The sequence below is a fragment of the Ideonella sp. A 288 genome (genome assembly GCF_002198735.1).
Taxonomy (GTDB): domain Bacteria; phylum Pseudomonadota; class Gammaproteobacteria; order Burkholderiales; family Burkholderiaceae_C; genus Pseudaquabacterium.
The window spans coordinates 21,008-41,184 of sequence record NZ_MWLO01000132.1; the positions used below are offsets into that span (position 1 = coordinate 21,008).

General features: G+C 69.3%; 18 protein-coding genes. 8 read left to right on the forward strand and 10 right to left on the reverse strand.

What is annotated here, in order from left to right:
* Positions 1-12 precede the first annotated feature (12 nt).
* The 3 genes from EOINJALH_RS18340 to EOINJALH_RS18350 are packed head-to-tail and all read right to left on the reverse strand — an operon-like array spanning position 13 to position 3,682.
* Positions 13-942: an ABC transporter permease gene (locus tag EOINJALH_RS18340; RefSeq protein ID WP_088282699.1), complete on the reverse strand. Its 930-nt coding sequence runs from the start codon at positions 940-942 to the stop codon at positions 13-15.
* The gene (locus EOINJALH_RS18345) at positions 908-1,867 is read right to left on the reverse strand and encodes an ABC transporter permease (protein WP_088282701.1); all 960 of its coding nucleotides are present in this window, start codon (positions 1,865-1,867) and stop codon (positions 908-910) included. The genes EOINJALH_RS18340 and EOINJALH_RS18345 overlap by 35 nt, the downstream gene beginning before the upstream one ends.
* A gap of 24 nt (positions 1,868-1,891) precedes the next feature.
* The gene (locus EOINJALH_RS18350) at positions 1,892-3,682 is read right to left on the reverse strand and encodes a peptide ABC transporter substrate-binding protein (RefSeq protein WP_088282703.1); all 1,791 of its coding nucleotides are present in this window, start codon (positions 3,680-3,682) and stop codon (positions 1,892-1,894) included.
* A 130-nt stretch (positions 3,683-3,812) separates the two neighbouring features.
* Between EOINJALH_RS18350 and EOINJALH_RS18355 the strand changes: the two genes are divergently transcribed.
* The 6 genes from EOINJALH_RS18355 to EOINJALH_RS18380 all read left to right on the forward strand — a co-directional run bounded on the left by EOINJALH_RS18355 (position 3,813) and on the right by EOINJALH_RS18380 (position 9,013).
* On the forward strand, positions 3,813-4,673 hold the full coding sequence (locus tag EOINJALH_RS18355; protein ID WP_088282705.1) for an N-formylglutamate amidohydrolase: 861 nt from the start codon (positions 3,813-3,815) through the stop codon (positions 4,671-4,673).
* Positions 4,674-4,839: 166 nt separating this feature from the next.
* On the forward strand, positions 4,840-5,634 hold the full coding sequence (locus tag EOINJALH_RS18360) for a transporter substrate-binding domain-containing protein (RefSeq protein WP_404872775.1): 795 nt from the start codon (positions 4,840-4,842) through the stop codon (positions 5,632-5,634).
* 10 nt (positions 5,635-5,644) lie between these two features.
* Positions 5,645-6,322 (forward strand): amino acid ABC transporter permease, encoded by a 678-nt coding sequence (locus tag EOINJALH_RS18365; protein WP_199873418.1) that lies wholly within the window; start codon positions 5,645-5,647, stop codon positions 6,320-6,322.
* Positions 6,323-6,335: 13 nt separating this feature from the next.
* A complete protein-coding gene (locus EOINJALH_RS18370; RefSeq protein ID WP_088282707.1) occupies positions 6,336-6,986 on the forward strand; it encodes an amino acid ABC transporter permease in 651 nt (216 codons plus the stop codon).
* The gene (locus tag EOINJALH_RS18375) at positions 6,976-7,716 is read left to right on the forward strand and encodes an amino acid ABC transporter ATP-binding protein (RefSeq protein WP_088282709.1); all 741 of its coding nucleotides are present in this window, start codon (positions 6,976-6,978) and stop codon (positions 7,714-7,716) included. Before EOINJALH_RS18370 ends, EOINJALH_RS18375 begins: the two co-directional genes overlap by 11 nt.
* 535 nt (positions 7,717-8,251) lie before the next feature.
* Positions 8,252-9,013 (forward strand): hypothetical protein, encoded by a 762-nt coding sequence (locus tag EOINJALH_RS18380; RefSeq protein WP_088282711.1) that lies wholly within the window; start codon positions 8,252-8,254, stop codon positions 9,011-9,013.
* A gap of 85 nt (positions 9,014-9,098) precedes the next feature.
* Here EOINJALH_RS18380 and xdhB read toward each other — a convergent pair whose 3' ends face one another.
* From xdhB to uraH, 7 genes are all read right to left on the reverse strand, one after another.
* Entirely contained in the window at positions 9,099-11,447 is a 2,349-nt protein-coding gene (gene xdhB / locus EOINJALH_RS18385; RefSeq protein ID WP_088282713.1) for a xanthine dehydrogenase molybdopterin binding subunit, read from the reverse strand.
* Entirely contained in the window at positions 11,444-12,931 is a 1,488-nt protein-coding gene (xdhA, locus tag EOINJALH_RS18390; RefSeq protein ID WP_088282715.1) for a xanthine dehydrogenase small subunit, read from the reverse strand. Before xdhA ends, xdhB begins: the two co-directional genes overlap by 4 nt.
* A gap of 195 nt (positions 12,932-13,126) precedes the next feature.
* Positions 13,127-13,876 carry a TerC family protein gene (locus EOINJALH_RS18395; RefSeq protein ID WP_088282717.1) on the reverse strand — a complete coding sequence of 250 codons (750 nt, stop codon included), beginning with the start codon at positions 13,874-13,876 and terminating at the stop codon, positions 13,127-13,129.
* A gap of 127 nt (positions 13,877-14,003) precedes the next feature.
* On the reverse strand, positions 14,004-15,509 hold the full coding sequence (locus EOINJALH_RS18400) for a nucleobase:cation symporter-2 family protein (RefSeq protein WP_088282719.1): 1,506 nt from the start codon (positions 15,507-15,509) through the stop codon (positions 14,004-14,006).
* A 34-nt stretch (positions 15,510-15,543) separates the two neighbouring features.
* Complete coding sequence (locus EOINJALH_RS18405; protein WP_088282721.1) at positions 15,544-16,746, reverse strand: urate hydroxylase PuuD; 1,203 nt, start codon at positions 16,744-16,746, stop codon at positions 15,544-15,546.
* Positions 16,747-16,858: 112 nt separating this feature from the next.
* Positions 16,859-17,800 (reverse strand): tripartite tricarboxylate transporter substrate binding protein, encoded by a 942-nt coding sequence (locus tag EOINJALH_RS18410; protein ID WP_088282723.1) that lies wholly within the window; start codon positions 17,798-17,800, stop codon positions 16,859-16,861.
* 74 nt (positions 17,801-17,874) lie between these two features.
* On the reverse strand, positions 17,875-18,228 hold the full coding sequence (gene uraH / locus EOINJALH_RS18415) for a hydroxyisourate hydrolase (protein ID WP_088282725.1): 354 nt from the start codon (positions 18,226-18,228) through the stop codon (positions 17,875-17,877).
* Positions 18,229-18,494: 266 nt separating this feature from the next.
* Between uraH and EOINJALH_RS18420 the strand changes: the two genes are divergently transcribed.
* Together EOINJALH_RS18420 and puuE are read left to right on the forward strand one after the other, a co-directional pair.
* Positions 18,495-19,217 (forward strand): GntR family transcriptional regulator, encoded by a 723-nt coding sequence (locus tag EOINJALH_RS18420; RefSeq protein WP_234413918.1) that lies wholly within the window; start codon positions 18,495-18,497, stop codon positions 19,215-19,217.
* On the forward strand, positions 19,214-20,176 hold the full coding sequence (gene puuE, locus EOINJALH_RS18425; RefSeq protein WP_088282729.1) for an allantoinase PuuE: 963 nt from the start codon (positions 19,214-19,216) through the stop codon (positions 20,174-20,176). The genes EOINJALH_RS18420 and puuE overlap by 4 nt, the downstream gene beginning before the upstream one ends.
* Position 20,177: the final 1 nt, after the last annotated feature.

Below are 20,177 nucleotides of genomic sequence, written 5' to 3' on the forward strand. Positions count from 1 at the left end.
CCGATGTTCAGCCTAGAGCACGCGGCGCGGGTCGAGCGCGTCGCGCAGCCCGTCGCCGACGAAGTTGATCGTCAGCACGGCCAGGAAGATGGCCAGGCCGGGGAACAGCGCCCAGTGGGCGGCGATGTCGAGGTAGTCCTTGCTGTCGAACAGGATGCGGCCCCAGGTGGGGATGTCGGGCGGGAAGCCCAGGCCCAGGAACGACAGGGTGGATTCGGCAATGATGGCGGCGGCCACGTCGATGGTGCCGGCCACGATGACCGGGCCCAGCGCGTTGGGCAGGATGTGGCGCCACACCTGGCGGCTGGTGCTGGCGCCCAGCGCGCGCGCGGCCTCGACGAACTCCTTCTCGCGCAGGCTGAAGAACTGCGCCCGCACAAGGCGCGCCACCGGCATCCAGCGGAAGCCGCCGACCACCAGCACGATCATGATGAACACGCCCACCTCGGGGCCGAAGACCGACTTGAGCGAATCACGGAACAGGTAGATCAGCAGCAGCAGCAGCGGCAGCTGCGGCAGCGACAGGAACAGGTCGGTGAGCCACATCAGCGCAGCATCGACGCTGCCGCGCGAGATGCCGGCGATGGCCCCGATGGTGACGCCGACGAGGATGGCCATGGCCATCGCCGCCAGGCCCACGGCCAGCGAGATGCGGCCGCCGTAGAGCATGCGCGCGAGCAGGTCCTGGCCGAGGTCGTCGGTGCCCAGCGGGTGGGCCAGCGAGGGGCCCTGCAGCTTGGCGCTGAAGTCGATCTCGTTGATGGGCAGCTTCCACACCAGCGGCCCGAAGACCACCAGCAGCACCATGGTCAGCAGCACCACCAGGCTGGCCACTGCCATCTTGTGGCGGCGAAAGCGCCGCCAGGCCTCGCGGCCGGGCGACACGTGGCGCGCCGAGGCCAGTGCCTCAGCGGTAGGAGATGCGGGGATCGAGCCAGCCATAGAGCAGGTCAGCCACCAGGTTGAAGAAGATCACGAGGCACGAGAAGACGAAGGTCACCGCCATGATGACCGGCGTGTCGTTGCGCAGGATGGCATCGATCAGCAGCGAGCCGATGCCGGGGATGCGGAAGATCTGCTCGGTGACGATGGCCCCGCCGAAGACCTGCGGCATGGTCAGCGCCACCAGCGTGACCACCGGGATCATCGCGTTGCGCACCACGTGCTTCATCACCACCACGCGCTCGGCCAGGCCCTTGCTGCGCGCGGTGGTGACATGGTCGAGCCGCACCACGTCGAGCATGGACGAACGCACGTAGCGCGTCCAGCTGGCGCCCTGGAACAGGCCCAGCACCATCACCGGCATGATGGACTGGCGCAGGTGCTCCCACCACCACTGCCAGCCGGTGGCCGAGATGTCGGCGCGGTAGACGAAGGGCAGCCAGTCGAGCTTGATCGAGAACAGCAGGATCAGCAGGAGGCCGGTGAAGAAGGTGGGCAGCGAGAAGCCGACGAAGGCGAACAGGCTGGCCAGGCGGTCGAACAGCGAATAGGGCTTGACCGCGGAGTAGATGCCCACCGGCAGCGCGATGCACAGCGCCAGCAACTGCGACGCGCCGATGACCGCCAGCGTGACCGGCACGCGCTGCAGGATGAGGGTGTCGACATCGACGCGGCTGATGAACGAGAAGCCCCAGTCGCCCTGCAGCATGGCCGCCAGCCAGCGGAAGTAGCGCTGCCACACCGGGTCGTCGAGACCGAACTTGGCGCGCAGCGCCAGCTTCACCTCGGCCGGCACGTTGGGGTTGAGGGCGATCTCGCCGAACGGATCGCCCGGCGCCAGCGCCAGCACGGTGTACAGCACCACGCTGATGCCCAGCAGGCTGGGCACGGCAAGCAGCAGGCGCCGCAGGATGTAGGGACCCACGGCAGGTGGCCGGGTGGCGGGGCGTCAGGCTTCCTTGAACCAGCTGTGCAGGCCCGAGAAGTCGAGGTCCCAGCCCGACAGCGCCGACACCAGCTTGAGGCTCGCACCGCGCACGCGTGGCCGGCTGATCAGCGGGATGATCACGTTGTCCTTGATCGGCAGGTCGTTCAGGCGGATGAACAGGGCGGCGCGCTTGACCGGGTCGAGCTCGGATTCGGCGGCGACGTAGGTCTTCTCGTACTCGTCGCTGCTCCAGCGCGTGATGTTCCGGCCCAGCCACTTGTTGGCCTTGGTGGACGCTTCCTTGGCCAGGTACTGGTCCATGAAGCGCTCGGGGTCGGGCTGGGTCATCGTGGTGGTGTACATCTGCATGTCGCACCAGAACTTGCCGTAGGTGTCGGGGTTGCCGACGTCCGACGAGAAGAACACGCTGGCGGTGACCGACTTCAGCTCGAGATCGATGCCGGCCTTCTGGCAGGCCTGCTTGATAACGGCCTGCTCCTTCTGGCGCAGTGAGTTGACCGAGGTCTGGAAGACGAACTTGAGCTTCTTGCCGCCCTTCTCGCGCACGCCATCGGCGCCCTTCTTCCAGCCCGCCGCATCGAGCAGCTGGCCGGCCTTGTCGATGTTGAACTCGTACTTGGTGTTGGGCGAGCGGAACTTGGCCGGGTTGTTGAGGAAGTTGCTGGTGGCGATGCCGGTGCGACCGTAGATGTTCTCCTGGATGCCCTTGCGGTCGCACAGCATCGACATGGCCTCGCGCACCGCCGGGTCGGTGAAGGCGAAGTGCTTGGTCTTGAGGTGGGCGCGCTCGCCCTCGACCTCGGTCCAGGGGTCGAGCAGGTTGAGCTGGACGAACTCGATGTCGCCACTGGGGATGACGTGGGCGCGGCCCTTGCCGCCGGCCTCCATGCGCTTGAGCACCTCGTCCTCGACCTGCAGGTTCCAGGCGTAGTCGTACTCGCCGGTCTGCAGCACCGCGCGCGCGGCCGACGGCGCATCACCGCCGCCCTTGACCTCGATGGCGTCGAAGAAGGGCCGGTTGGCCATGTGGTAGTTCGGGTTGATCTCGCCGCGCACCATGTCGCCCGGCTTGAAGTCGACGAACTTGTAGGGCCCCGTGCCCACCGGCTTGAGGTTGTTGGGGGCCTCGCGCGACTTGGCGCCGAGGTAGGGCGCGAACAGGTGCTTCGGGATGATCATGCCGTCCGAGGCGACGAACGGCTGGGCCCAGAACGGCGTGGGCTTCGGGTAGGTGACGCGGAAGGTGTGCGAGTCGACCTTGGTGCAGACGACGTCCTGGTAGACCTTGCTGGTGATCGCGGCCGTGGCCGGGTCCTTGGCGAACTCCCAGGTGAAGATGCAGTCGTCGGCGGTGAAGGGCTGGCCGTCGTGCCAGGTGACGCCCTTCTTGAGCTTCCAGACCACCGACTTGCCGTCGGGCGTGAGGCCGCCGTTCTCGCGCGTGGGGATCTCGGCGGCGAGGATGGGCACGAGGTTGCCGTCGTTGTCCCAGCTGGCCAGCGGCTCGTAGAAGATGCGCGAGCCCTCCTGGTCCTTCGTGCCATTGGCGAAGTGCGGCTGCAGCAGCGTGGCGCCCTGCCAGAACAGCGCCTTCAGGGTACCGCCGCCACCGCGTTTGGTGGGCTTGTAGGCCGGCGTCGCCTGGGCCTGGGCCACGCCCGCGTGCATCAGCATCATCGACGCCATCGGCGCGCTCAGGCCCAGCGACACCATCTGCCCGATGAAGCTGCGCCGCGGCAGCGAGCCCTCGCGGACGTCCTCGATCAGTCGGCGAAGATCGTGTTCATGCATGGCGGTGATTCCTGTGTCGTGGGGTGACGGATGCCGGGGCATGCTAGTCCTTGCGACTGGGCGTCGGCATCCGGGTCCACCCCAGCATGGTGCGGGGCGGCTCGTCGAGGGCATCGCGCATACTCGCCCGATGGAAGAACATGTGCTGGTCGTGCATGGTCCGGCCCGGGCCGCGCGGCCGATCGTGCTGGATTCCCCGCATTCGGGGTACCACATGCCTAGCGACTTCCGTGCCGCGGTGCCCGACGACGCGCTGCGCGATGGCGAAGACTGCTTCATCGACGAGCTGTACCTGCCGGCCACCGCGCGCGGCATCCCGCTGCTGGCGGCGCAGTTCCCGCGCACCTACCTCGACCCCAACCGGCACGCCGGCGATGTCGACCTGGCGCTGCTAGACGGCGGCCATTGGCCCGACGCGCACCTGCCCAGCGGCAAGGCGCGCATCGGCAAGGCCCTGCTGTGGCGCACGCTGGACGACGGCACGCCGATCTACGACCGGCGCCTGTCGGTGGACGAGGTGCGCGGGCGCATCGAGCGCTGCCACCGCCCCTACCACGAGGCCCTGCGCCGGCTGATCGACGACACCCGCGCCGCGCACGGCGTGGTCTACCACCTCAACTGCCACTCGATGAACGCCGTCAGCGGCACCATGGGCGAGGGGGGCGCCGGCGTCGCACGCGCCGACATGGTGCTGGGCGACCGCGATGGCACCACTTGCGACCCCGCGTTCACCGAGTTCGTGCGCGGGGTGCTGGCCGATCTGGGCTACGACGTGAAGGTCAACGACCCGTTCAAGGGGGTGGAACTGGTGCGCGCCTACAGCCACCCCGCCGCCGGCCGCCACAGCCTGCAGGTGGAGGTGAACAAGCGCCTGTACATGGACGGCAACCGCGGGCCGAAGCACGCCGGCTTCGACCGCCTGCAGGGCCATCTGATGCAGTTGCTCGACGCCATCGCCGAACGCTTCGCGTCGGGCGCCACGCGCCGTTGAGGCGTGGCCGCCGCGGTCTGCGCGGCGGCTGGGTGGAGACCGCGGCCGGGGCCTCGCGCACCCGGGCAGGGCCGGCGTTGGCACCGATCGTGCAATGGGTGGTGCACCCCCCGTCCACCCCCCGCCACGCCGCGGCAACGCCGTCCGGCGCCCTCAGGAGAACCCCATGATGCAACGCCGTTCGTTCGGCCTCGGCACCGCCGTGTTGGGCCTCGCGATGCTCGCGCCGCTGGCCGCCCAGGCCCAGACCGCGCTGGACGACGTGATGGCCCGCAAGGTCATCAACATCGCCGTGCCGACCGACTTCCCGCCCTACGGCTTCGTGGGCACCGACCTGAAGCCGCAGGGCCTGGACGTCGACATGGCCGCACTGATCGCCGCGAAGCTGGGCGTCAAGCTCGAACTGGTGCCGGTGACCAGCGCCAACCGCATCCCCTACCTGCAGACCAAGAAGGCCGACCTGGTGATCTCCACACTCGGCAAGAACGCCGAGCGCGAGAAGGTGATCGACTTCACCGCGGCCTACTCGCCCTTCTTCCAGGCCGTGTTCGCCGCCAAGTCGGTGGCCATCAAGACCCCGGCCGACCTGGCAGGCAAGTCGATCGGCGTCACCCGTGGCGCCATCGAGGACATGGAACTCACCAAGCTGGCCCCGGCCAGCGCCGACGTCAAGCGCTTCGAGGACAACAACGCCACCGTCTCGGCCTTCGTCTCGGGTCAGGTGCAGGCCATCGCCACCGGCGCCTCGGTGGCCGGCAACCTGATGGCCCGCAACCCGCAACTGGCCACCGAGTACAAGTTCGTGCTGAAGGATTCGCCCAACTTCATCGGCGTGGGCAAGGGCGAGGACAAGCTGCGCGCCAAGGTCAACGAGGTCATCGCCGCGGCCAAGGCCAGTGGCGACCTGGACAAAATGGCCAACAAGTGGCTGGGCCGACCCGCTGGCGACTTGCCGAACTGAGCCTCGGCGAGTGATCGCGCTCGATTTCCCCGCCGTACTGGAACACTGGCCCGCGCTGCTGCGCGGCGCCGGCTTCACGCTGGGGCTGAGCGCCACCGCGGCGGTGGTGGGCGTGTCGGTGGGCGTGGCCTGCGGCTGGGCGCGGGCGCTGGGCCCGGCCTGGCTGCAGCGCCTGGTGGGCGTGTACGTCGAGCTGATCCGCAACACGCCGTTCATCGTGCAGCTGTTCTTCATCTACTTCGGGCTGCCCAGCCTGGGCGTGAAGCTGTCGCCCGAGGTGGCCTCGATCATCGCGATGGTGGTGAACCTGGGCGCCTACGCGGCCGAGATCGCCCGCGCCGGCATCGAGGGCACGCCGCGCGGGCAGTTCGAGGCCGCACGCAGCCTGGCCATGACCGAGTTCCAGGTGATCACCCGAGTGGTGCTGCCGCCGGCGCTGGCCCGGGTGTGGCCAGCGATGGTGAGCCAGATCGTCATCGTGATGCTGGGCTCGGCGGTGTGCGGGCAGATCTCTGCACAGGAGCTGAGCTATGCCGCCAACCTGATCCAGAGCCGCAACTTCCGCGCCTTCGAGGCCACCATCGTGGCCACCGCGATCTACCTGATGCTGTCCATCGGCGTGCGCCAGCTGCTGTTCTGGGCCGGGCCGCGCTGGATCTTCGGCCGCACGCCGCCGGCCGGACGCTGAAGCGGCACGTGCCATGGTCGACTTCTCGCTCTGGGACATCTTCCGCAACCTGCTGCTGGCCGCGCGCTGGACGGTGGGGCTGTCGCTCATCGCCTTCGCCGGCGGCGGCCTGGTGGGTGGTGCGCTGCTGCTGGCCCGACTGGCCCATTGGCCGGGGGCGCAGCGCGGCGTGGCGCTGTACGTGCAGGTGTTCCAGGGCACGCCGCTGCTGATGCAGCTGTTCCTGGCCTACTTCGGCCTGGCGCTGCTGGGCCTGAACGTGTCGGCCTGGGTGGCCGCGGGCGTGGCGCTCACGTTGTACAGCAGCGCCTTCCTCACCGAGATCTGGCGCGGCTGCGTCGCCGCCGTGCCCAGGGGCCAGTGGGAGGCCTCGGAGAGCCTGGCCATGAGCTTCGGCGAGACGCTGCGCCACGTGATCGGCCCGCAGGCCATGCGCATCGCCATCCCGCCCACGGTGGGCTTCCTGGTGCAGGTGATCAAGGGCACGGCGCTGGCCTCGGTGATCGGCTTCGTCGAGCTCACCAAGGCCGGCACGATGATCACCAACGCCACCTTCCGGCCCTTCACCGTGTACGCCTGCGTGGCGCTGCTGTACTTCGCGCTGTGCTGGCCGGTGTCGGCCTACAGCCGCAAGCTCGAAAGGACCCTCCGCCGTGGCCACTGAACCCATCGTCAGCATCCGCGGGCTGCGCAAGCGCTTCGGCGATAACGAAGTGCTCAAGGGCATCGATTTCGAGGTGGCCCGCGGCGAGGTGGTGGCCATCATCGGCAAGAGCGGCTCGGGCAAGAGCACGCTGCTGCGATGCATCAACGGCCTCGAGGCCTTCCAGCAGGGCGACCTGCAGGTGGACGGACAGCCGCTGAAGCACGGCAACGCCGCCGCGATGCGCGCGCTGCGCCAGCACGTGGGCATGATCTTCCAGAGCTTCAACCTGTTCCCGCACCTCAGCGTGGGCCGCAACGTGATGCTGGCGCCCACGCTGGTGAAGCAGCGCAACGGCGACGCCGCGGCCGTGCAGGCCCGCAAGCTGCTGGAGCGCGTGGGCCTGGCCGAGAAATTCGACGCCTGGCCCGACCAGCTCTCGGGCGGACAGCAGCAGCGGGTGGCCATCGCCCGCGCGCTGGCCATGGAGCCCAGCGTGATGCTGTGCGACGAGATCACCTCGGCGCTCGACCCCGAACTGGTGGGCGAGGTGCTGCGCGTCGTCGAGACGCTGGCCGACGAGGGCATGACGCTGCTGATGGTGACGCACGAGATGGGCTTCGCCCGCAAGGTGAGCGACCGCGTGGTGTTCATGCACGCCGGCCGCATCCACGAGATGGGCCCGCCCGAGCAGCTGTTCGGCGCGCCGCAGACGCCCGAGTTGAGGCAGTTCCTGTCGGCGCTGCACTGAACCGATGTCAAGGCGCCCGCTGGGGCGCCCACCGCCACCTGAACGGGCCATGTGTCGGCGGTAACCAGGTGTGTGGCCAACGTATCAGACGGCCCTGGGGCAGCAGCCCCGGCACCCCCGCGTGAAGTCCCCCAACCGGGCCGCGTGACCCCACCCGATCGGCCTGCCGAAGGGCACCCGGCGCGGCGCGCCGTTCAGCCTGGTTCAGCCCGAAGTGACCTTCGGCACGCGGTTCCGGCACCCCGCCGGCACCCCGCAGCCAGCCCTCGCCACCCCTCTGACGCCTCTGGCGAGGAGCCCTTTTCGGGGGGTCGGCACGCTGATACATCGCCTCGCCGGCTGGGCCAACTGGCACGCCTGCCCATTTTTCTGGCCCGCATGTTGCGACAAGAAAGGACATGGCGAGCTCCAGTCGCACCCAACGGTCCACCGATCCCTCAAGGATGCCCCCAGGACCTCCCAGGATGTAACTGAAGCCCGCCAGACACCGGACCGTCCCGGTCCCTTCTGTCCACTGATTCAACCGGAGCAACACATGGCCAACTCTCTCATCACCAAGCGCACCATCCTCAAGAACGGCGCCGACGATCCCATCACCCACGATGTCGGCGACGACAAGGGCGGCACCACCCCGTCCACGGGCACCACGCCGTCCACCGGCACCGTCGTCGACGACAAGGGCGGGCTCACGACCGGCTCGGACGACCCGGCGACCCACGACGTGGGCGACGACAAGGGCGGCCTCACCTCGGGGTCTGACGACCCGGCCACCCACGACGTCGGCGACGACAAGGGCGGCCTCACCTCGGGTTCCGACGATGGTCCCAACCACGACATGCTGGACGACAAGGGCCATCATGTCCTGAAGCTGTTCCAGAACTCGCAGAGCAAGCAGTTGATCTTCACTGACGACTCGGTCGAGGTCGAGCACTGGGGCAGCGAAGTGCACAAGTCCAGCATCGACCTGACGGTGACCGCGCCGGCGGCGTCGGCCAGCACCGTGGCGGTGTACCGCTTCCACGACGCCGCCTCCGACGTCTACTACTGGACGGCCGACGACAAGGTGAAGGATTCGCTGGTGCAGAACCACCCCGAGGTCGAGTTCCACGGCGAGGCCTTCCACGCTTACCGCGACGGCGCCTCGGGCGGCACCACCGCCATCGGCGTGGTCTGGGACCACAGCGCGCCGGGCCAGTACGGCAGCTTCACCTACGCGCCGGTGGACGACGCGGTGCGCCTGGCCGGCCAGAGCAGCGACGACGGCCTGGAATACATGGGCGTCGCCTTCTGGATCTGACCAGGTTGGTCAACGCCTGACGGCCTCGGCCGTCGGGCCACCACGGCCCCGGCGCAGCGATGCGCCGGGGCCGTGGTGCGTGGGCTCAGGCGCGCAGGGCCCGCGCGGCCAGCAGGATGCGTTCGGGCGTGGCCGGCGCCACCAGCGGCACCGGCCCGGCACCCGGCGCCACCGCGCCGACCGCATCCTTCAGCGCAAAGAACACGCTCAGCGCCAGCATCAGCGGCGGCTCGCCGGTGGCCTTGGTGTTGTAGGGCGTGGGCTTGACGTTGGCACCGTCGAACAGGTGCACGTGGAAGGCTTCGGGCACGTCGCTGGCCACCGGGATCTTGTAGGTGCTGGGGCCGTGGGTGAGCAGCCGGCCCTTGGTGTCCCAGAGGCACTCTTCCATCGTCAGCCAGCCCATGCCCTGGATGTAGCCGCCCTCGACCTGGCCGCGGTCGAGCGCCGGGTTGATGCTGCGGCCAACGTCGTGGACGATGTCGGCGCGGGTGAGCCACCATTCGCCGGTGAGCGTGTCGATCTCGACCTCGCTGACCGCAGCGCCATAGCAGTAGTAGTAGAAGGCGCGCCCGAAGAGCTTGGCCGGGTCGTAGCCGATCTCGGGCGTGCGGTAGTAGCCGGTCTGGCTCAGGCCGACGCGCGCCGCCCAGGCCTTGGAGGCCAGCGTGGCGAAGGGCAGTCGCTGGCCTTCGGGCCCATGGGCCGCGTCGTCGGCGAACGTCACCTGCGCGGCGCTGCAGCCCAGTTCGGTGGCGGCCACCGGCAGCAGGCGCTCGCGCAGCTGGCGGCAGGCCTCGCGCACGGCCGCGCCGTTGAGGTCGAAGCCCGACGAGGCCGCCGTGGCCGAGGCATTGGGCACCTTCATCGTGTCGGTGGCCGTGACGCGCACCCGCGCCATCGCCAGGCCCAGTTCGTCCGCCGTGAGCTGGGCGATCTTGGTGTTCAGGCCCTGGCCCATCTCGGTGCCGCCGTGGTTCACCGCCACCGAGCCGTCGTTGAAGATGTTCACCAGCGCGCCGGCCTGGTTCAGCAGCGTGGCGGTGAAGCTGATGCCGAACTTCAGCGGCGTGATGGCGATGCCGCGCTTGCGGCCGGTGTGACCCGCGTTCCATTGCGCGATCTCGGCGCGGCGGGCGCGGTAGCCGGCGCGCGCCTCCACCTCGGCCAGCACCTGGTCGCCGACCCAGTCCTCGATCTGCTGACCGTACTGGGTGGTCAGGGTGTCGGGGTCGTCGCTGGCGCGGTACAGGTTGGCCAGGCGCACGTCGAGCGGGTCCTTGCCCAGGTGGCGGGCCACCTCGTCGATCACCGTCTCGATGCCGAACATGCCCTGCGGGCCGCCGAAGCCGCGGAAGGCGGTGCTGCTCTGCGTGTGGGTGCGGCAGCGGTGGCCGACGACGCTGAGGTTCGGCAGGTGGTAGCAGTTGTCGATGTGCAGCAGCGCGCGGTCGTTCACCGGGCCGCTGTAGTCCATCGAGTAGCCGCAGCGCGAGGCCAGCATCACGTCCAGGCCGAGGATGCGGCCGGCGTCGTCGAAGCCCACGTCGTAGTCAACGCGGAAGTCGTGGCGCTTGCCGGTGATCATCATGTCGTCGTCGCGGTTGACGCGCAGCTTCACCGGCTTCTTCAGCAGATGCGCCGCCAGCGCCGCACTCTGCGAGAAGATGCTGGCGTTGCCTTCCTTGCCGCCGAAGGCGCCGCCCATGCGGCGGCAGATGACTTCCACGTCCTTGGTCTGCAGGTTCAGCGCGGCCGCGGCCTCCTTCTGGTTGCCCTCGGGGTGCTGGGTGCTGCTGTACAGCGTGAGCTGGCCGTCCTCGCGCGGGACGGCATAGGTGATGTGGCCTTCGAGGTAGAACTGCTCCTGCTGGCCGGTGCGGGTGCTGCCCTTCAAACGGTGGGGCGCCGCATCCAGCGCTGCGGCGGCGTCGCCGCGCTGGATGCGCTTGGACGGCATCACCCAGCTCTCGGCGGCCAGCGCGTCCTCGATGGTCAGGATGGCCGGCAGCGGCTCGATGCGCAACCTGGCCTTCTTCACCGCCTCGCGGGCATAGACCATCTCGCGCGCCACCACCACGGCCACCACCTGGCCGATGTAGTTGACCTCGTCGGGCGCCAGGAAGGGATCGTCGTGGACGATCGGGCCGCAGTTGTTCTCGCCCGGGATGTCCTCGGCGGTGAACACCGCCACCACGCCGTGCTCGCGCAGCAGCGCGGCCTTGTCGACGCCGTTGTGCGGGCCGACGAGCCTGCCATGGGCCACGGGCGACGTGACCAGCGCCGCGTAAAGCGTGCCGCGCAGTTCGGGCAGGTCGTCGGTGAAGGCGGCCTCGCCAGTGACGTGGAGCACGGCCGACTCGTGCGGCAGTTCCTGGCCCGACAGGGCGCCGCCGGGCTGCAGCAGGGTGTGGAGGGATTGCGGGGCGTTCATTGCACGGCTTCCTCTTCGTTGCCGATGAATCGCAGGACCAGATTGCGCGCCACCAGCGCGCGGTAGGCCCAGGTGGCGCGCAGCCCGTCGCGCGCCGGAAAGCTGTCGGCCACCGCCGCATCCAGCGCCGCGGCCGTCACCTGCCGCGGCTGCCGGCCTTCCAGCGCGTGCTCGAGCTTCGGCGCCCGCGCCGGGTAGGGCGTGACACCGTTGTAGGCCAGGCGCACGTCGCGCAGCACGCCGCCGTCGAGCCGGTAGCGGATGGCGCAGCAACTGGCCGAGATGTCCTGGTCGAAGCGCTTGCTCACCTTGTGCGCGCGGAACACCTCGCCGGGCTGCGGCCGTGGCAGCTCGATGGCCTCGATGAACTCGCCGGGCCGCAGCACGTGCTGCTTCAGGCCGGTGTAGAACTGGTCCATCGGCACGCGGCGGGTCTTGGTGCCCTGGCGCAGCGTGAGGGTGGCGCCCATCGCCATCAGGCAGGGCATGCTGTCGCCGATGGGCGAGCCGTTGGCGATGTTGCCGGCCAGCGTGGCGGTGCTGCGGATGGGCGGCGAGCCGAAGCGGCGCAGCACCTCGGCGAAATCGGGCAGCTCGGCCGCAACGAGGTGCATCACCCGCTCGAGCGGCACCGCGGCGCCGATGTGCCAGGCCGCAGGCGAGGTGCGCACCGTGCGCAGTTCGGCCACGCCGCCCAGGTAGACGATGACCTCGGGCCGCCAGAACTGCTTGTTGACCTTCAGGCCGATCTCGGTGCTGCCGGCCAGCAGCGTGGCCTCGGGGTGCTCGGCCAGCGCCTGGGCCACCTCGGCCACGGAGGACGGCGAAAGGAACAGGTGGCCCTTGCGGGTGCGCACCACCGGCTGCACCAGCAGTTCGCCGTCGAGGCTGTAGGTGGGTGCGGCGTCACGACGGATCTCGCGCAGCGCGTCAAGGTCGGCGCTGTCGTCGATCTTCAGTGCGGCGGGGTCGGCCTGCGCCGTGTCGGCGGCCTGCAGCGCGGCATCGACGATCGGCCGGTAGCCGGTGCAGCGGCACAGGTTGCCCTGCAGCGCGTCGTTGACCTGCTTGCGGCTGGGGCAGGGCTGGGTCTGCATCAGGCCAGCCAGGCTCATCACGATGCCCGGCGTGCAGAAGCCGCACTGGGTGCCGTGGCAGCCGACCATGGCCTGCTGCACCGGGTGCAGCGTGCCGTCGGGCCGGCGCAGGCTCTCGACCGTCTTGATGCTCTTGCCGTCCACCGAGGGCAGCAGTTGCAGGCAGCTGTTGACGGGGATGTAGTCCACCCCCTTGCCGTCGGCGTCGAGCTCGCCCACCAGCACCACGCAGGCGCCGCAGTCGCCCTCGGCGCAGCCTTCCTTGGTGCCGGTGCGGTGCTGGTGCTCGCGCAGAAAATCGAGCAGCGTGGTGGTGCGGCGCAGGCCCTGCGCCTCGACGATGCGGCCGTCGATCACGACGCGCACGGTGTTGCTGACCATCGACATGGTGGGAACCCGAAAATCGAAGCGCGGATTATCGCCGCGGCCCCTGCGGCGTCGCCGCTCGGAAACACCCACGCGGCAGCGCACCGCCCCCCTGCCGTCGACCACCGATCAAGGACTTGCACGCGGCAGTGCAAGCGAAGTCGCACCAGCCGGACGCCGAGGCGCCCCGAGGCGCCTGCCTCCGGCCGCCCGGGCTCAGTCGCCCGGGATGTGCGGCGGGTGCAGTTGCACCGGCTTGGCCGAGCGCTTGCGCATGCGGATGTTGAGCATCTCGACGCCGAGCGAGAAGGCCATGCCGAAGTACACGTAGCCCTTGGGCACATGGTGGCCGAAACCTTCGGCGACCAGCACGACGCCCACCACCACCAGGAACGACAGCGCCAGCATCTTGATGGTCGGGTGGTCGGACACGAAGCGGCCGATCGCACCGGCAAACACCATCATCAAGCCCACTGAGGCGATGACCGCCGCGATCATCACCTTCACGTCATCGACCATGCCCACCGCGGTGATGATCGAGTCGAGCGAGAACACCAGGTCGACGATCATGATCTGCAGGATCACGGCGCTGAACGTAGCCTTGACGGCACTCGAGGCATGTTCTTCCTCGCCTTCGAGCGACTGGTGGATCTCGCCGGTGCTCTTCCAGATCAGGAAGAGGCCACCCAGGATGAGGATCAGGTCTCGTCCCGAAATCTCCTGGCCCAGCACGGTGAACAGCGGCGCCACCAGCCCGACGATCCAGGCCAGCACCAGCAGCAGGCCGATGCGCATGAACATGGCCATGAACAGGCCGATCCGGCGGGCGAACTCGCGCTGCTCTTTCGGCAGCTTGTCGACCAGGATCGAGATGAAGATGATGTTGTCGATGCCCAGCACCAGCTCGAGCGCGGTGAGGGTGGCGAAGGCGATCCAGGCCTGGGGGTTGGTGAGCAGTTCGATCATGGGGCGCGATTGTGCTCATCCACCCTGACACCGCCAAGGCCGCGGCAAGGCTCCTCCCCGCGATGGCAGGGGCCATCGACGCGGGCCTGCGGCCGCTTGGCGGCGGCCGCGCCCGGCCGCACCTGGGTCAGTGCGCCTCGGCCACCCGGGCGGCTTCGATGGCGCCACGCTCGTCGCCGCGGGTGCCGTTGAAGAACAGGTTCAGCACCACCGCCGCCACCGCGGTGAGCAGGATGCCGCTTTCCAGCAGCGGGTGCAGGCCATGCGCCATGTGCTGCGTCCAGCGCGGTGCCACCAGCGGGATGAGGCCGAAGCCGATCGACAGCGCGACGATGTAGAGGTTGTTGCGGTTGTGCTTGTAGTCCACGGTGGACAGGATGCGGATGCCGGTGGCCGCCACCATGCCGAACATCACCAGCCCGGCGCCGCCGAGCACGAACTGCGGGATCGCCTCGACGAAGGCCGCCATCTTCGGCAGCATGCCCAGCACCAGCATGATCAGGCCACCGGCCACGCAGACCCAGCGGCTGCGCACACCGGTGACGCCCACCAGGCCCACGTTCTGCGAGAAGCTGGTGTACGGGAAGGTGTTGAAGATGCCGCCGATCAGCGTGCCCAGGCCGTCGGTGCGCAGGCCGGCGGCCAGTTCGGGCTGGCCGATCGGCTTGCCGGTGATGTCGGACAGCGCGAGGAACATGCCGGTGGATTCGATCATCACGACGATCATCACCAGCGTCATCGTCAGGATCATCAGCGGGTCGAAGGTGGGCGGGCCGAAGGCGAAGGGCGTGACGATGTCGAACCAGTGCGCCTTGCCCACCTTGTCGAAGCTCATCTTGCCCATCGCCATCGCGACCACGCAGCCCAGCACGATGCCCAGCAGCACCGAGATGTTGGCGAGGAAGCCCTTGGTGAACCTCACCAGCAGCAGGATGGCCAGCAGCACCAACCCGGCCACGGCCAGGTTGTCGAGCGCGCCGTAGCCGGCGTTGTTGACCATCGGGATCGGGCCCGGCAGGCGCATCGCCGGCGCCGAGGCACCGGTGAGGGCCGCCGACGCCGCGGCGGCAGCGGCCGCGGCCTTGGCGCCATCGACCATGGCCACCAGCTTGGGCACGTCCACGCTCTGGGCCAGCGGGGCCGGACCGCCCATGGCCCAGCCCACGCCCACGCGCATCAGGCTGATGCCGATGATCGCGATGATGGTGCCGGTGACCACCGGCGGAAAGTAGCGCAGCAGCTTGCTGACGATTGGCGCGATGACCATCGAAATGAGGCCCGCGCCGATGATGGCGCCGAAGATGGCGCGGGCGCCGTCGACCCCCGGCATGGCGTTGGCGAAGGCCACCATGGGCCCCACCGCGGCGAAGGTGACGCCCATCATCACCGGCAGCTTGATGCCGAACCAGCGCGTCATGCCCATCGACTGGATCAGCGTGACCAGGCCGCAGGCGAACAAGTCGGCCGAGATCAGCAGCGCCACCTGCTCGGGCGTGAGCTTGAGCGCGCGCCCGACGATCAGCGGCACGGCGATGGCGCCGGCGTACATCACCAGCACATGCTGCAGGCCCAGCGCGGCCAGGCGGCCTGTGGGCAGTTTCTCGTCCACCGGATGGACTGCCGTGGTGTTCATGGGTGTCTCCTCGTTGTTGCGGGCCCGGCCCGGCTCATTTCGTGGGGGCGCCGGCGGCAAACCAGCGGCCGAGCAGCGCGCGTTCGTCGTCGGTGATCTGGGTGGCGTTGTTCAGCGGCATGGTCTTCTGCACCACCGCCTGCTGGTTCATCGCCGGCGCATGCCGGGCGATCAGCTCGGGCGTGTGCAGCGCCACGCCCTTCTGCTGCAACTGCTCGTTGTGGCACATCACGCAGCGCTGCTGCACGATGGCCTGCACCTGGGCGAATGTCGCCGGCGCGGCAGCCTGGCGGTCGGCACCCAGCGAACCCCACGGCGCCAGCCACACGATCAGCACGAGCAGCGGCGCCACGCCCGCCGCCGCCCAGTGCCAGGGCTCGGGCTTGCCGGCCATGTGGGTCTTGTGGCGCGCCACGAAGAATTGCCGCACCAACGCGCCGGCCAGCATCACCAGCACCAGGATGACCCAGTTGTGGCGGTGGCCGTAGAGCTGGCCGTAGTGGTTGCTGAGCATCGCGAACAGCACCGGCAAGGTGAAGTAGGTGTTGTGCGTGCTGCGCTGCTTGCCGCGCTTGCCGTGCACCGGGTCGGTCGGCTGTTTGGCCTCCATCGCGGCGATCACCTTGCGCTGCCCCGGGATGATCCAGAAGAACACGTTGGCGCTCATCGCCGTGGCCATCATCGCGCCCACCAGCAGGAAGGCCGCGCGGCCGGCGAACAGCTGGCAGGCCAGCCACGACGCGAAGACGATGAACGCGAACACCAGCGCGCCGACCTTCTTGTCGGCCTCGGGCCCGGCCCCCAGCACGCGGCAGATGCCGTCGTACACCAGCCAGAACACCACCAGGAAGCCCAGCGCCGCCGCCACTGCGCCCTGAGCGCTCCAGGCGTAGACGCTCTTGTCCACCAGGAAGGTGGTGGCGTTCCACAGGTACAGCACCGTGAACAGCGCAAAGCCCGACAGCCAGGTGGAGTAGCTCTCCCAGTAGAACCAGTGCAGCTCGGTGTGGATCTTCCGGGGCGCCACCATGTACTTCTGCGGGTTGTAGAACCCGCCGCCGTGCACCGCCCACAACGCGCCGTCGACGCCCTTCTCGAGCAGGTCGGGCGACTTCGGGCGGATCAGGTGGTTGTCGAGCCAGACGAAGTAGAAGCTCGAGCCGACCCAGGCGATGGCGGTGATGACGTGCAGCCAGCGCAACAGCAGGTTGGCCCAGTCGAGAAGGTACGCTTCCATGCGCGGCTCCTTTGTGGGCTCACCACAGCGGGCGCTGTGAGCGGGGTTCGGAAGGTCGCGCTGCGGGCCGGCAGCGAAGCCGGCCCCTGGCCCACGGCGACCGTGTCGCGTGCTAAGGCTTGATGTCGGCGGCCTTCAGGGCGGGCGCCCAGTCGGCAATCTGCTTTTCGACCAGGTGGGCGAAGTCGGACGAGCTCATCTTCACGGTGGTGATGGCCAGTTCTTCGAAGCGCTTGACGATGGCCGGGTCGGCCACGATGGCGGCCAGCGCCGTGGCCAGCTTGTCGACCACGTCCTTGGGCAGGTTGGCCGGGCCGGAGACACCGAAGTAGTTCTCGGCCACCAGTTGCGGCAGGCCCAGTTCGACCACCGTGGGCACGTCGGGCAGCAGCGGCGAGCGCGTGCGCGTGGTGACGGCCAGCGCCTTGATCTGGCCTTGCTTGATCATCGGCACGAAGGCCGTCAGCACGTCGATGCCCACCGGGATGGTGCCGGCGATCAGGTCGGTGGCCATCGGCGCGCCACCGCGGTAAGGCACGTGCTGCATCTGGAACTTCATCGCGCTCTTGGCCATCTCGCCGACGATGTGGCCGATGGAGCCCGGGCCGCCGCTGCCGAAGGCCTGCACCTTGGGCAGGTCCTTCAGCGTGCCGATGCCAGCCTTGGGGTTGGCCATGATCGCCACCGGCGCCACGCCCAGCATCGCGATGTGGGTGAACTGCTTGACGGGGTCGTAGGGCAGCTTGGGCACCGTCCACGGGCCGATCGACAGCGGCGTGCTGTTCGACAGCATCAGCGTGTAGCCATCGGGTGCGGCACGCACCACCTCGGTGCCGCCGAGCGTGCCGCCGGCGCCAGGCTTGTTATCGACGATGACCGGCTGGCCCAGCGCCTTGGACAGCGGCTCGGAGATGGCCCGCGCGACGATGTCGCTGGCGCCACCCGCACCGAAGGTGACGACGATGCGGATCGGCTTCTCGGGCCAGGCGGCCCAGGCGGGGGCGGCCAGCAGGCCGGCGACGGCCAGGCCCAGGACGGTGCGGCGAACGGTCATGGAGGACTCCTCGGGACGATGGCGATGGCGATGGCGATGGCGATGGCGGACAGACGCAACCGGCGTGCCAGCGTTCAGCTGCCGCGATAGGTGGCGCAGCTCCAGGGGCTCGCGAGCAGCGGCACGTGGTAGTGCGACGAGAGGTCGGCGATGCCGAAGTCGAGCGGCACCTCGTCGAGGAAAGGGGGATCAGGCAATTCGACGCCGCGAGCGCGGAAGTAGGCCGCCACGCCGAAGACCAGGCGGTAGCGGCCCTTGGCGAAATCGGCACCGGTGAGCAGCGGGCCATCGCCGCGACCATCGGCATTGAGCGTCAGCGACCGGATCTGCACCGGGCCCGAGGCCTCGATGCGGTACAGCGCCACGGCCATGCCAGCGGCGGGGCAACCGTTCATCGTGTCGAGCACATGGGTGGTGAGGCCGGCCATCGTCTGCAGTTCTCCGCGGTGGGCGCCTGCCCAATCGCCGGCTGGGTGGCCGGAAAGGGGTTTGGCAGGCGCGATCAAAGTGTATACACTTTGGCATACACCGCATCTGCTCGTCAACCCTGACCATGCCGCGCACGCCGACCCGCACCAAAGCCGTCCGAGCGAAAACCGTGCCCGCCCGTCCGAAGGCCGGCGCGCCGGTCCGCCCTCCGCAACGCGGCGCGGCGGCGGTGCGGGCCGAGCCGGCCTCCCGCGATGCCGGGGCCGTGCTGCGCAAGGCCAGCGCCCCGGCCGACACGGCCGCCGGCCCGGCCGCCAGCACCACCACCCGCCGCATCGCCGAGGCCATCACCACCGCCATCGTCGAGCGCCGGCTGATGCCCGGCACCAAGCTCGCCGAGCAGCAGATCGCCGACATCTTCCAGGTCTCGCGCACGGTGGTGCGCCAGGCGCTGAACCAGCTCTCGCGCGACCGCCTCATCGTGCTCGAGCCGGCCCGTGGTGCCTTCGTGCGCCAGCCGTCCATCGAAGAGGCGCGCCAGGTGTTCGAGGTGCGCGCCCTCATCGAATCGGCGCTGGTGCGCGAGCTGTGCCGCGTCATCACCGACGAGCAGGTGCAGGTGCTGCGCGAGCACCTGCGCGCCGAGGCCGAGGCGGTGGCCCGCACCGACGTGCCCGGCCGCACCCGGCTGCTGGCCGACTTCCACGTGGTGCTGGCCCGCATGCTCGGCAACGAGGTGCTGGCCGAACTGCTCGACGACCTGCTGTCGCGCTCGTCGCTGGTGTCGCTGATGTACCAGTCGGCGCACTCGGCCGAGGCCTCGCAGTCCGAGCACGTGGCCATCGTCGACGCGCTGTCGCGGCGCGACGTGCGCGCGGCCACGCGGCTGATGGAAGGCCACCTCGGCAACGTCGAGCGCAACCTTCGCCTCGAACCCCGCCACACCGACCTGGCCGACGTGCTGCGGCCTACCCCCGAAACCACATGACCACTCCACCCTACCCCCGCGACCTGCGCGGCCACGGCCGCCACCCCCCGCACGCGCAATGGCCTGGCCAGGCCCGCATCGCCGTGCAGTTCGTCCTCAACTACGAAGAGGGCGGCGAGAACAGCGTGCTGCACGGCGACGCCGGCAGCGAGCAGTTCCTGTCCGAGATGTTCAACCCGCCGGCCTTCGCCGCGCGGCACCTGAGCATGGAGGGCATCTACGAGTACGGCTCGCGTGTCGGCGTGTGGCGCCTGCTGCGCGAGTTCGAGCGCCGCGGCCTGCCGCTCACGGTGTTCGGCGTGTCGATGGCGCTGGAACGCTGCCCCGAGGTCACGGCCGCTTTCATGGAACTGGGCCACGAGATCGCCTGCCACGGCTGGCGCTGGATCCACTACCAGGGCCTGGACGAGGCGGTCGAGCGCGAGCACATGGCGCGCGGCATGGCCATCATCGCCCGCCTCACCGGCGATGCGTCGCGCGCGCTGCACGGCGCCGGCTGGTACACCGGCCGCGACAGCCCCAACACCCGCCGGCTGGTGGCCGACTTCGGTGGCTTCGAGTACGACAGCGACTACTACGGCGACGACCTGCCCTTTTGGCTGCAGGTGAAAAAGACCGACGGCACCCTGGCACCGCAGCTGGTGGTGCCCTACACGCTGGACGCCAACGACATGCGCTTCGCGCTGCCGCAGGGCTACAGCCATGGCGACGAGTTCTTCCAGTACCTGCGCGACAGCTTCGATGTGCTCTATGCCGAAGGCGACGAGCACCCGGCCATGCTGTCCATCGGCATGCACTGCCGCCTGCTCGGCCGGCCCGGCCGCATGCGCGCGCTGCAGCGCTTCCTCGACCACGTCCAGTCGCACGACCGGGTGTGGGTGACGCGGCGCATCGACATCGCCCGCCACTGGCGGACCACCCACCCCTTCGACGCCGCCACGGCCCACATCTGGCGATGAC

Bases quoted from the DNA above. Each gene is read 5' to 3' on its own strand.
- xdhA (WP_088282715.1), bottom strand. From the start codon at position 12,931: ATGTCGATGGTCAGCAACACCGTGCGCGTCGTGATCGACGGCCGCATC.
- EOINJALH_RS18405 (WP_088282721.1), bottom strand. From the start codon at position 16,746: ATGGAAGCGTACCTTCTCGACTGGGCCAACCTGCTGTTGCGCTGGCTG.
- puuE (WP_088282729.1), top strand. From the start codon at position 19,214: ATGACCACTCCACCCTACCCCCGCGACCTGCGCGGCCACGGCCGCCAC.
- EOINJALH_RS18360 (WP_404872775.1), top strand. From the start codon at position 4,840: ATGATGCAACGCCGTTCGTTCGGCCTCGGCACCGCCGTGTTGGGCCTC.
- uraH (WP_088282725.1), bottom strand. From the start codon at position 18,228: ATGGCCGGCCTCACCACCCATGTGCTCGACACGATGAACGGTTGCCCC.
- xdhB (WP_088282713.1), bottom strand. From the start codon at position 11,447: ATGAACGCCCCGCAATCCCTCCACACCCTGCTGCAGCCCGGCGGCGCC.
- EOINJALH_RS18410 (WP_088282723.1), bottom strand. From the start codon at position 17,800: ATGACCGTTCGCCGCACCGTCCTGGGCCTGGCCGTCGCCGGCCTGCTG.
- EOINJALH_RS18355 (WP_088282705.1), top strand. From the start codon at position 3,813: ATGGAAGAACATGTGCTGGTCGTGCATGGTCCGGCCCGGGCCGCGCGG.
- EOINJALH_RS18400 (WP_088282719.1), bottom strand. From the start codon at position 15,509: ATGAACACCACGGCAGTCCATCCGGTGGACGAGAAACTGCCCACAGGC.
- EOINJALH_RS18380 (WP_088282711.1), top strand. From the start codon at position 8,252: ATGGCCAACTCTCTCATCACCAAGCGCACCATCCTCAAGAACGGCGCC.
- EOINJALH_RS18350 (WP_088282703.1), bottom strand. From the start codon at position 3,682: ATGCATGAACACGATCTTCGCCGACTGATCGAGGACGTCCGCGAGGGC.
- EOINJALH_RS18370 (WP_088282707.1), top strand. From the start codon at position 6,336: ATGGTCGACTTCTCGCTCTGGGACATCTTCCGCAACCTGCTGCTGGCC.
- EOINJALH_RS18340 (WP_088282699.1), bottom strand. From the start codon at position 942: ATGGCTGGCTCGATCCCCGCATCTCCTACCGCTGAGGCACTGGCCTCG.
- EOINJALH_RS18395 (WP_088282717.1), bottom strand. From the start codon at position 13,876: ATGATCGAACTGCTCACCAACCCCCAGGCCTGGATCGCCTTCGCCACC.